Annotated in this window: 9 protein-coding genes and 1 pseudogene; 6 read left to right on the top strand and 4 right to left on the bottom strand. The window is 62.3% G+C overall.

From position 1 onward, the window contains the following. The 5 genes and pseudogenes from glmU to ACYP01_RS30065 form a co-directional block, all read left to right on the top strand. Positions 1 to 400: pseudogene (glmU, locus tag ACYP01_RS30045) on the top strand (bifunctional UDP-N-acetylglucosamine diphosphorylase/glucosamine-1-phosphate N-acetyltransferase GlmU); the annotation flags it as partial. Positions 401 to 490: 90 nt separating this feature from the next. Further along, positions 491 to 1,471 carry a ribose-phosphate diphosphokinase gene (locus tag ACYP01_RS30050; RefSeq protein WP_003946284.1) on the top strand — a complete coding sequence of 327 codons (981 nt, stop codon included), beginning with the start codon at positions 491 to 493 and terminating at the stop codon, positions 1,469 to 1,471. 239 nt (positions 1,472 to 1,710) lie between these two features. Next, complete coding sequence (locus tag ACYP01_RS30055) at positions 1,711 to 2,367, top strand: hypothetical protein (protein WP_030536285.1); 657 nt, start codon at positions 1,711 to 1,713, stop codon at positions 2,365 to 2,367. Between the two features lie 79 nt (positions 2,368 to 2,446). Beyond that, the gene (locus ACYP01_RS30060; RefSeq protein ID WP_007728891.1) at positions 2,447 to 4,027 is read left to right on the top strand and encodes an SLC13 family permease; all 1,581 of its coding nucleotides are present in this window, start codon (positions 2,447 to 2,449) and stop codon (positions 4,025 to 4,027) included. Then, on the top strand, positions 4,027 to 4,905 hold the full coding sequence (locus tag ACYP01_RS30065; protein WP_459683706.1) for a cyclase family protein: 879 nt from the start codon (positions 4,027 to 4,029) through the stop codon (positions 4,903 to 4,905). Before ACYP01_RS30060 ends, ACYP01_RS30065 begins: the two co-directional genes overlap by 1 nt. Before the next feature lie 3 nt (positions 4,906 to 4,908). On the opposite strand, the gene ACYP01_RS30070 is transcribed toward ACYP01_RS30065, so the two are convergent. Beyond that, the gene (locus ACYP01_RS30070; RefSeq protein WP_459683708.1) at positions 4,909 to 6,114 is read right to left on the bottom strand and encodes a PQQ-dependent sugar dehydrogenase; all 1,206 of its coding nucleotides are present in this window, start codon (positions 6,112 to 6,114) and stop codon (positions 4,909 to 4,911) included. Positions 6,115 to 6,222: 108 nt separating this feature from the next. Further along, the gene (locus tag ACYP01_RS30075; RefSeq protein ID WP_459683710.1) at positions 6,223 to 7,872 is read right to left on the bottom strand and encodes an HNH endonuclease signature motif containing protein; all 1,650 of its coding nucleotides are present in this window, start codon (positions 7,870 to 7,872) and stop codon (positions 6,223 to 6,225) included. Here ACYP01_RS30075 and ACYP01_RS30080 point away from each other — a divergent pair. Beyond that, the gene (locus tag ACYP01_RS30080; protein WP_459683712.1) at positions 7,861 to 8,205 is read left to right on the top strand and encodes a DUF4288 domain-containing protein; all 345 of its coding nucleotides are present in this window, start codon (positions 7,861 to 7,863) and stop codon (positions 8,203 to 8,205) included. The genes ACYP01_RS30075 and ACYP01_RS30080 overlap by 12 nt on opposite strands. 12 nt (positions 8,206 to 8,217) lie before the next feature. Here ACYP01_RS30080 and egtD read toward each other — a convergent pair whose 3' ends face one another. Further along, entirely contained in the window at positions 8,218 to 9,189 is a 972-nt protein-coding gene (egtD, locus tag ACYP01_RS30085; RefSeq protein ID WP_459683714.1) for an L-histidine N(alpha)-methyltransferase, read from the bottom strand. Further along, on the bottom strand, positions 9,186 to 9,736 hold a 551-nt coding region (locus ACYP01_RS30090), incomplete at its 5' end, for a class II glutamine amidotransferase domain-containing protein (RefSeq protein WP_459683716.1). The genes egtD and ACYP01_RS30090, both read right to left, overlap by 4 nt.

Raw genomic sequence — 9,736 nt, forward strand, 5'->3', positions numbered from 1 at the left:
GATCGGCGCCTACGTGGAAACCAAGAACGCGGATATCGGCGAGCATTCGAAGATTCCGCATCTTACCTACGTCGGCGACGCCACCATCGGCCATCACAGCAATATCGGAGCTTCGAGCGTCTTCGTCAATTACGACGGGGTGAACAAGAGCCGTACTGTGGTGGGGTCGCATGTCCGAACAGGCTCCGACACCATGTTCGTCGCCCCTCTCGTCGTGGGAGACGGCGCATACACGGGTGCGGGCACGGTCTTGAAGAACGACGTACCGCCTGGGGCGCTCGCCGTCTCGGGTGGGGTGCAGCGCAACATCGAGGGCTGGGTCCAGAAGAATCGTCCCGGCACACCCGCGGCCGATGCCGCTGCAGCAGCTGCACAACCTGACGGCCCTGCAACAACCTGACGGCCCTGCAACAACCTGACAGCCCTGCACAACAGACAGCACAGATCACCACCAGATCGACCGGCAAGTACAAAAGGATGGCATGAACCAGTGACTGCGAATTGGATCGACAACCAGAAGAACCTGATGTTGTTCTCGGGTCGCGCACATCCCGAGTTGGCGGAGCAGGTGGCGAAGGAACTCGATATCCGCGTCACCCCGCAGACCGCGCGCGACTTCGCGAACGGTGAGATCTTCGTTCGATTCGAAGAGTCGGTTCGCGGCTCCGATGCGTTCGTCCTGCAGAGTCATCCGGCACCGCTGAACACGTGGGTGATGGAGCAGCTCATCATGATCGACGCTCTCAAGCGTGGATCGGCAAAGCGCATCACCGCCGTTCTTCCGTTCTACCCGTACGCCCGCCAGGACAAGAAGCATCGCGGACGCGAGCCGATCTCCGCTCGCCTGATTGCCGACCTGCTCAAGACCGCCGGCGCCGATCGCATCATCACGGTCGACCTGCATACCGATCAGATCCAGGGCTTTTTCGACGGCCCCGTCGATCACATGCACGCACACAGCCAGTTGGCCAACCACATTCGCGCGGGCTACAACCTCGAGAACATCACGGTGGTGTCCCCCGATTCGGGGCGCGTTCGTGTCGCCGAGAAGTGGGCCGACTCGCTCGGCGGAGCACCGCTGGCATTCATTCACAAGACGCGCGACCCGTTGGTACCCAACCAGGTCAAGTCCAACCGCGTCGTCGGTGAGGTCGAAGGTCGCACCTGCATCCTGATCGACGACATGATCGACACCGGCGGAACCATCGCCGGCGCGGTCAAGGTGCTCAAGGAGGCCGGTGCAGGTGACGTCGTCATCGCTGCAACCCACGGCGTCCTCTCCGACCCTGCGGCCGAGCGTCTGTCGACGTGTGGCGCGAAGGAAGTTGTTGTCACCAACACACTTCCGATCGACGAGTCGAAGAAGTTCCCGACGCTGACGGTGCTGTCCATCGCACCGCTGCTCGCTCGCACCATCAAGGAAGTTTTCGAGAACGGTTCTGTGACTTCGCTGTTCAACGGCAGCGCCTAGTCTCGCGCCGCACTACGGGCGCGTACCTGTGACTTCACGGTCACCGGTACGCGTCCGTCGTCGTCTTCGTGAACCCCTCAGAAACAGACCACCCGGTCATCATGAAACCACCTGTGGGACACACGAATACCACCGAATGCGACGATTGACATGATCTTGATCACGCTCCCGTCGAGAAACCCAGGTCGATGTTGGGGCGGTGTTCACCGCGCCGCAATCTTCGCCTAGTGTGGCTCGTCGTGATCGACGCGCAAACCCTGGAATCCCGGCCCGAATCTCATTCCCTGAATTCATCAGTTCCGACGATCCGGCGGTGGCGCCCAGGATCTTGTGTCTGGTGCGGAGACGACAACTCCGTGGACATGTTCCGCAATGAACCCCGCTGCGGAAAATGCCGTGAAAACGAAGGCATCATCGACGACGCCAAACGCTTCCTCGGCATGTACGGTCTGCGCCCGCTCGGCGGCACGCTGCAGTCCGACGACGACGAAGAGCGCGAGTACCGCGTCAACGCACGCGAGGCACGCCGAGTCCTGAACGAGATCCGTATGGACGTCCTTCCTGATGCGGCCGCTGTTCGCAAGGCAATTCGGCCCCGCGCCGCAACGGTTGTCGCCGACACGTCACCCGCACGCGCTTCCCGCCCCGCCAGCACGGGCACAGCGACGCGCGTTGCCGCTCCGGTCAAGACCGACACCGTGGACATCGACACGCTCCAGACGCGCGTCCTAGGGCTTCTCGATCAGCTCGGTTCGATCGACGAGCAGATCAAGGTCGCCGAACTCGCACAAGGGTTGCCGGCTCGCGCACGACTGAGCGATCTGAACAAGCAGAAGGCCACGGTTCTTCGCACGCTGGCCGCTCTCGAGAAGGCCCGCATCGCCGCCTCCAACTAATTCCCCTCGCGTCCGTCCCACGGCCCCGTCTCACTTGCGAGACGGGGCCGTTCTGTATGAGCAGGTACCTTTACGAATCGTGAATGACATCACCATCACTTTCGTCGTGCTTGCACTGGTCGTGGCGCTGTTCGTGATCGGCCGAATCCCGGTCGGCATCATCGCGATCGGCACTGCCCTGGCGCTGTACGCCACCGGTGTGATCACGATGGAGCAGGCGCTCGCCGGATTCGGCGATCCCACGGTGGTGTTCATCGCCGCGCTTTTTGTCGTCAGCGAAGCCCTCGACGCCACCGGTGTCACCACGTGGGCGGGCGAGAAACTGCTGGCGAAAGTCGGCGAATCCCGAGTCCGTCTCGTGAGTGCGATCATGTTGCTGGTTGCCGCGTTGACCGCATTGATCAGCGTCAACGGGGCCGTAGCCGCGTTGGTACCGATGGTGGTCGTCTTGGCGGTACGTCTCGGTAAATCGACGTCACAACTGCTTCTGCCGTTGGCATTTGCCGCCCATGCCGGATCGATGCTCACCTTGACCGGAACACCGGTCAACATCATCGTTTCCGAAGCCGCCGAGGAATCCGGGGCCGGTGCTTTCGGGTTCTTCAGTTTCACCTTGGTCGGTGCGCCGCTCGTATTGGGAACGATTGCGATCGCCGTACTTCTCGGTCCTCACGTCCTCCCCCATCGTGCTGGGACGTCGATGTCGCCTGACCTGAGCCGGCATGCCAAGACCCTCGCGAAGCAGTATCAGCTCATGGGAAAGGATGCGCCGTCCGCAGAGCCCTTGATCACCAAGCACGACGGCGTGGTCGAAGTGATCATCCCGCCGCGCTCGGAAATGATCGGCGACAGGGCTTTTCCGGGCATGGTGACCGACAGTGGAGATCTGGTGATACTCGCAGTCCAGCGCGCCGGTGAGGACTGCGGCCCCAAGGGCGTCAAGTTGGCGGCCGGTGACACGCTTCTCCTGCAAGGAAGCTGGGACGATCTCGACACCCACACCGCCGTCGATCCGAACGTCCTCGTGGTCGACGCACCTGCCCAGATCCGTAAGCAGGCAGCCCCGTTGGGAACCCGCGCGGTCATCGCTCTCGTCGTCGTCGCGGCGATGGTAGTGATGCTGACGTTCGGATTGGTGCCGTCCGCGATAGCCGGACTCCTCGCGGCATGTGCGATGGTGCTGCTACGAGTCATCAGCGTCGAGCAGGCGCATCGGTCCATCTCGTGGACCACGTTGATTCTCGTCGGCGGAATGATCCCGCTGTCGACCGCAATCCAGCAGACCGGCGCGGCCGAAAAGCTCGCTCATGCGTTTGTCGACGTCGTCGGTGGGGCAAGCCCGTATGTCGTCGTCGCTGGACTCTTCGTCGTGACGGCGACTCTGGGCCAGCTGATCAGCAACACTGCAACCGCGTTGATCATCACGCCGATCGCGATCTCGGTCGCCATCGAACTCGACATCTCGGTGCTGCCCCTTCTGATGACGGTCACCGTCGCTGCCGCGGCCTCCTTCCTGACGCCTGTAGCCACTCCCGCGAACATGATGGTGATGGGCCCTGGTGGTTACAAGTTCGGCGACTACTGGAAGCTCGGACTCCCGATGTTGTTGTGGTTCCTGATAGTTGCAACGGTGTTGATCCCAGTGATCTGGAGTTTCTGATGTGCTCACCGAAGGTCTTGTCGGAGGTCTACGAATCGATCGGACGCGAAGGCAGGAAGATCAGCCGTCGATCGATGTTCGCGGCGCTGGGCACCGGTGCCCTCGGCGCGACCGTCATGGCCGGCGCTGTACAGCCCACTGCGTCGGCAACGCCAACAGGTCAGACCATCGTCGATCTGACCCACGTACTGACGCCGGTGTGGCCGGGCGCGCGCTCGTTCGAGATGAGGAACCTGGCGAAGATCGCCGACGCCGGCGGGTCTCTGGGCTCGCTCGGCTCCGCCGAGTCAGGTGGAAACTTCTACCTCAACGAACTCCGCCTCGAAGAACACACTGGTACTCACATCGACGCTCCCGCACACGCCAGTGCGGACGGAATCACCGTCGAGAAGATTCCCGTCGCCGACCTCGTCGTGCCGATTGCGGTCGTCGACATCAGTGCCCGCGCCTCCGTCGACCCCGACACACTGCTCACCCGCCAGGACATCCTCGATTGGGAGTCCCTCCACGGGACCATCGCTCCCCGCAGCCTGGTTGCGATGAACTCGGGTTGGGATACCCGGGCCGGTGCCGGTGGCGCCTTCACGAATCGAGATGCACTCGGCGTGCAACACACACCGGGATTCAACCCCGAGGCGATCGACTTTCTCGTCCGCGAGCGCAACATCGTCGCCGTGGGCTCGGACACCCTCAGCATCGACGCGGGCCGAAGCACCACCCACGGGGCTCACCGAAGCGCTTTGGGCTCAGGAAAGTACGCAGTCGAAGCCCTCGCAAATCTGTCCGCACTTCCGGCCGTCGGCGCCACGGTGATGGTGGGAGCGCCGACGCATGCGGGCGGTTCCGGTGGTCCGTGCCGGGTCATCGCCTGGTACTGAAGATCAGGGCGTGGGCGTCACCCGCAGCACCTTGTCGCCGGCGCCGTTGTCGGTGGTCACCAGGAGCGAGCCGTCGGGCGTCGGGGTCACCGACCGCAAGCGACCGAACTGGTTCTCCAACCCGAAGGTCTGCGCGTCGACCGAGCGTCCGTCGGCACTCAGGCGGAGGAAGATCAGTTCCTTGCTCTTGAGGCCACCCATTACGAGCGCACCGTCCCAGGCACCCCATGCAGCTCCACCGGTGAAGGCAGCGCTGGCGGTAGCCAACGTCGAGCTACCCGAACGCCACACCGCCGCAATCGCTCCCGGCACTCGCACGGGATCGGTCATCGGCACGGATTCGTCGTACGTTCCGGGAAGCCGATCCGGGCGGTAGCCGTAATTTCCGCCGGGGGTAAGCAGGTTGACTTCGTCGTCGACGCTTGTGCCCTGTTCAACCGAGTACACCCGGCCGGTTCCGGGTTGCACGGCCAAGCCTTGGACGTTGCGGTGCCCGAGCGTGTAGACGGGGCTGTCTGCATTCGGATTTCCCGCCGCCGGAGTTCCGTCGGTGTTGATGTGCAAGACTTTGCCGCCCAGCGAATTCGGATCCTGGGGGACGCTCGGCGTCGCGGTGTCACCCGTTCCGACGAACAGCGTTCCGTCCTGGGCGGCAAGAATTCGGCAACCCCCGTGACGCCCGGACGAGACCGGGATTCCTGGCAATACAGTTCCGGTTCGCGTGAGTGCGGTCCATCCGGTGTCGACGGTCCACGAGATCACTCGAACGTCCGTGACTCCCCCCGCGCTGAATCCTTGGCAGGTGTACAGGGTGCGCGATTGCGCGAAGTCGCGGGCAAGCGCGATGCCCATGAGGCCGGTTTCGGACTGAGCGTAGAGATCCGAAAGATCCGCAGCGACTGGACCCGTCGTGTTGTCGCTTCGGCGAACGAAGAATCCGCCGGACCGTTGTCCCGTCAGGATTGCGCCGTCCGGGGCCGCCACGACATCCCAGGGGTGAGCGAGTCCGTCGACGAGTGTGGTGACCGACAGTTGCGGGAGGGTGTTCTCGATGGGAATGTCCGGGTCTTCGCCGCCCAGTGACCCTGTACTTCCGTTGCCGAAACTACCGGGGTCGAAGGGGAATGGTTGGGCCACGCTCTGCGTTACCGGCATCACCAGTACTGCAGTCAGGGCCACGGTCAATGCGGCGAGCTTCGGATGACGCACGCGTTCTCCTCGGGTCGGAAACCGTTCTGCGCCTCACTATAAACAGACAAACACCATTTTTCGGGCCCTCTCGCTATACCCGCAGGCCACAGGAGAAACGAAACCCCTTCAGAAGTCGGCAAACTCCGGCAAAGCGTTCGCCAGTGGGGATGCGTTACGTCTTGATGCAGAACGTGCCTTCCGCCAGCCGGGCACACTCCAGTCCAGGAGGTATTCGAGATCCGCTTCCACTCCCCTGTCCCGAAGTCCGAAACGTCGTTCCAGCGCATCGTCGTCCGTCAAATGCAGTCTCGCCGCGTCGGGCAACCTCAGTTCGGGGTCACACAATGGGCCTACGGGCGCGGTAACCGTTCGTCGTCCTGACGGATCTTTCCACTCCAGAAGACCACCTCCGATTTGCTTCACTGTCCACCTGCCAAACGTCTTCAGTCGGTGATGTTTTCGACACAGACAGGCCAAGTTCCGTTCTGCAGTGGGCCCTCCCTGAGCGGGGTTGCCGTGATCGAACGGCACCGTGTGATCGATATCGCAACTATCAGAACGCACAACACAATTCGGAAAGCGGCACGTACCGTCTCGCGTCCTAACAATCGTCGCCAACGCCGCGGACGGCTGGTACGTGGATTCACCGCGCCGCGAACCACTGTTCCTTCTCGAGCGATTATCCCTTGCCGCAGCGGGCAATATCTCCGGTGAGCGCATCGACCGACCCACGCCGAGCACCGGTCCGACTGCCCCCGCAGTCGAACAATGTTGCACCTCGGACGGTGCAAGGGTGAGGACTCTCTGCCACGTGGCGTCCGCGGCGATCGCGCGCGCAAGGTCGGCATCGATGTGGCCGTACCCCTGCAAATAGCCTGGCAGGTCGTCGAATCCGAGCAGGGTGGAAGCGTTGACACCCACAAGAATTGTCGCAATCGGGAGCGCGGAGGTCTTCGTATCATCCCTACGGGTGCAATCGCCGTCGCACTGACAATCCAACGACGTCTTTCCTTCCGCCAATGCGATCAGTGCATCGGCACGCCGTTGCCCGAAAGTTCTCGGATCGGAACCACAGACCTGCATCGACATCGCACGGAGCCTGGTGGCCAAAGTCTGAGCGCCGACCGCTGGAAGCATTCCGTCCAGAGTCGACATACCGTCGTGCGACGCGCACGTCCGAACGTCCCGATCCGCCTCCGCACGAACTCGCCTGGCACGCACCCCATCAGGGTCGTGCCGAGCAATGAGACCTCGTGCGCGCGCCTTCAACTTGTTACCGGTTACACGGCAGGCACCGTCCACGAGGAGTCGCTCGATGTCATCGAGCGCGTGCTCGGAAACGTTGGCGAGAGCTTCGGACAGTGCCATCGCTTTGGCCAGATCGATGTCACCGCAAGCAAAAGCGGCCGCCACCCGCGGAAGTCGCCAGCGCAGGTCACATCCCAGTGCAATCATTTGCTGCGCGGCGTACTCCGTAATGCTCAGTATCGACGCGATCTCCACGTGCGCGAATTGACCCCGAAAAGCCTCATTGACTCCAACCGCGGCATCCTCCTCACAACGGTCCAAGTACAGCGCAGTGACCGCGTCGATCTCGAGGAAGTGGGCGCGCGCGATTTCCGCATGCTGCCGAAACAGCGCGTCCGCGGAAGTCTTCGATTCGAACATATGAGCGATTCTACGGGCGCCCACCGACAAGTTTTTGCGAAATCCCGGGGTATTCACCGATACCTTTTGCGCTCCGATGTCACTACGTTCAATCGCATGACTCAGCATCCGACACGAGATCAACCGTACTTCGGCATAGCGATATTCGAGTTGGGGAAGAATGACGGGGTCGGGCGCTTCTACCGAGAGGACTGTTATCTCATCTGGGCTGGCGACCCCGCTGAGGCGCAGTCAAAATTCGAGCGCAAGGCCGGCGAGCAGGAGTATCCGCTCGGCGCGAGCGATGACCAGTCCTATGTAAAACTCGCGCATCTCGTGGATCTTGCGCCGGTGTCGGACGCTGTCCATACTGGCACCGCAGATCTCTACTCTCGACACTTCTCAAATATTGCCGCCTACAGAACTTTTGAGACACTTCTAGGAGGAGACAGCATCCTCTGACAAGCGCCCACTTCACGCCTGCTGCGCGCACAACAGCGCGAAGCGCTGATCCTGATCTGTCCACACCTTCCGTACCCCGAAGCCCGCGGACGCGAGTTCCGCGGCAATCCCCTCCTCGGTGAACTTTGCCGAGATCTCGGTGCGCAGCTGCTCGCCCGCTGCGAAGGTGATCTCCAGATTCAGGTCGTCGATATGCACCGGGACTTCACGAAGTGCTTCCAGGCGCATCTCGATCCACTCGTTCTCGGCATCCCAGAGCGCGACGTGACGGAAGTCTTCCAAGGGAAAGTTCGCTCCCAGTTGCTTGTTCAGGACCGAGAGAACATTGAGATTGAACTGAGCAGTCACACCGGCAGCGTCGTCGTAGGCGGGCACGAGGACTGCGGGATCGATCACCAATCCCACGCCCAGGATCAGGTTCTCACCGGGATCGAGCACCGCTGCAATGCCCGAGAGGAACTCGGCGCGTTCTGCCGGAACGAGATTGCCGAGAGTTCCACCGAGAAACGCGACCGCCCGCCGTCCACCACCTGGCAGATGATGCAGCGAACCGGTGAAGTCGCTGACCACCCCTACCACGTCGATTCCGGGAAACTCGGCACCGACTTGCTGCGCCGCACCTTCGAGGGCCGTCACCGAAACATCCTGCGGTACATACGTTCGCAGAGTTCCGCGAGCCGTCATCGCGTCGAGGAGCAACCGCGTCTTCTCAGAGGAACCTGAACCCAGTTCGATCAGGATCTCGGGTTCGGTCAATGCCGCGATCTCGTCGGCGTACCGAGCGAGCAGGCCGCGTTCGGTACGGGTGGGGTAATACTCGGGTAAGGCCGTGATCTCCTCGAACAGTTCACTTCCACGCGCGTCGTAGAACCATTTGGGCGAGAGCCACTTCGGCGTAGCGGTCAAGCCCTCCCTGGCCTCGGCTCGCAATGCGTCGACCGATTCGGCCGGTGTCAGATAAACCTCGAGCGTAGGGGTTTTCATTGTTCTCCCATCGGTATCGGGGTGATGATCAAATGGCCGGGACGCGCGCAGACGATGTGCCGGTCCGGCACCTGCTCCCAGTCCGGCGAACGATCGGACGGTTCGGAAACGATCAGTGCCCGCGACTCGTCGACCCGCGTGTACAACGTGTGGCCCCACGCCGTGGCCCACAGTTCCTGCCCGTCGCCGAACAGGAGGTTCAATCGTGAATCCGGTGCCGCCGCAGCCACATCGTGAACCAGGCTCGTCACGGCGGCTTCCGCGGGCTTCGACTTCAACCGATGCCGAAGCACTGTCCACAACAAGGCAGCATCCGTCGGCGCGGGCATCTTCAGCAATTCGACGGCCGGAACTTCTGCTGCCAAGTCGGCGAGTGAGCCAGGCCAACCGGATACCGCTCCGTTGTGGCTGAAAGCGTAGGTTCCGTCGACGAACGGTGCGCAGGCACCGATCTCGACGGCCATCCCCTCCGTCGCGGAACGTACGGCGGCGAGAACGGATCCGGAAATGATGTGGGACAACGTCTCGTCGACTGTCGGGTCCGACC

The sequence above is a fragment of the Rhodococcus sp. no. 34 genome (genome assembly GCF_054589475.1).

What these genes read in the sequence shown, in the direction of transcription:
- ACYP01_RS30065 (WP_459683706.1), top strand. Translation starts at nt 4,027, where the DNA reads ATGTGCTCACCGAAGGTCTTGTCGGAGGTCTACGAATCGATCGGACGC.
- ACYP01_RS30080 (WP_459683712.1), top strand. Translation starts at nt 7,861, where the DNA reads ATGACTCAGCATCCGACACGAGATCAACCGTACTTCGGCATAGCGATA.
- ACYP01_RS30075 (WP_459683710.1), bottom strand. Translation starts at nt 7,872, where the DNA reads ATGCTGAGTCATGCGATTGAACGTAGTGACATCGGAGCGCAAAAGGTA.
- egtD (WP_459683714.1), bottom strand. Translation starts at nt 9,189, where the DNA reads ATGAAAACCCCTACGCTCGAGGTTTATCTGACACCGGCCGAATCGGTC.